This window comes from Rhodococcus sp. 14-2470-1a (assembly GCF_002259425.1).
Lineage (GTDB): Bacteria > Actinomycetota > Actinomycetes > Mycobacteriales > Mycobacteriaceae > Rhodococcoides > Rhodococcoides fascians_E.
Map to the genome: position 1 here is coordinate 1 of NZ_NPFZ01000063.1, position 812 is coordinate 812.

Sequence of the window (812 nt, forward strand, 5' to 3'; positions counted from 1 at the left end):
CAGGTCCGCCTGCTCGGCAACATCGACTACGGCACCGACATCACCCTCGACGACCTCCGCCGCTTCTACGACGCCGTCATCTTCTCCACCGGCGCCAACGCCGACCGCGCACTGAACATCCCCGGCATCGACCTCGACGGCAGCTACGGCGCCGCCGACTTCGTCTCCTGGTACGACGGCCACCCCGACGTCCCCCGCACCTGGCCCCTCGACGCCGAGAAAGTCGCCGTCCTCGGCGTCGGCAACGTCGCCCTCGACGTCGCCCGCGTCCTCGCCAAGACCGGCGACGAACTCCTCCCCACCGAAATCCCCGCCAACGTCTACGAAGGCCTCAAAGCCAACAAGGCCCTCGAAGTCCACGTCTTCGGACGCCGCGGACCCGCGCAAGCCAAGTTCACCCCCCTCGAACTCCGCGAACTCGACCACTCCCCCAACATCGAGGTCATCGTCGCCCCCGAGGACATCGACTACGACGAAGGCTCCGAAGCCGCCCGCCGCGGATCCAAGCAGGTCGACATGGTCGCCAACACCCTGCAGGACTGGGCCATCCGCGACGTCGGCAACCGCCCCCACAAACTGTTCCTGCACTTCTTCGAATCCCCCACCGAAATCCTCGGCGAGAACGGCAAGGTCGTCGGACTACGCACCGAACGCACCGAACTCGACGGCACCGGCAACGTCCGCGGCACCGGCACCTACAACGACTGGGACGTCCAAGCGGTCTACCGCGCCGTCGGCTACCTCTCCCAGAACATCGCCCAACTCCCCTTCGACGACCAAGCCGGCACCATCCCCAACGAAGCAGGCCGCGT

Annotated in this window: 1 pseudogene; it reads left to right on the plus strand. The window is 67.0% G+C overall.

From position 1 onward, the window contains the following. A pseudogene (locus CH292_RS27605) lies at positions 1-812 on the plus strand (pyridine nucleotide-disulfide oxidoreductase); the annotation flags it as partial.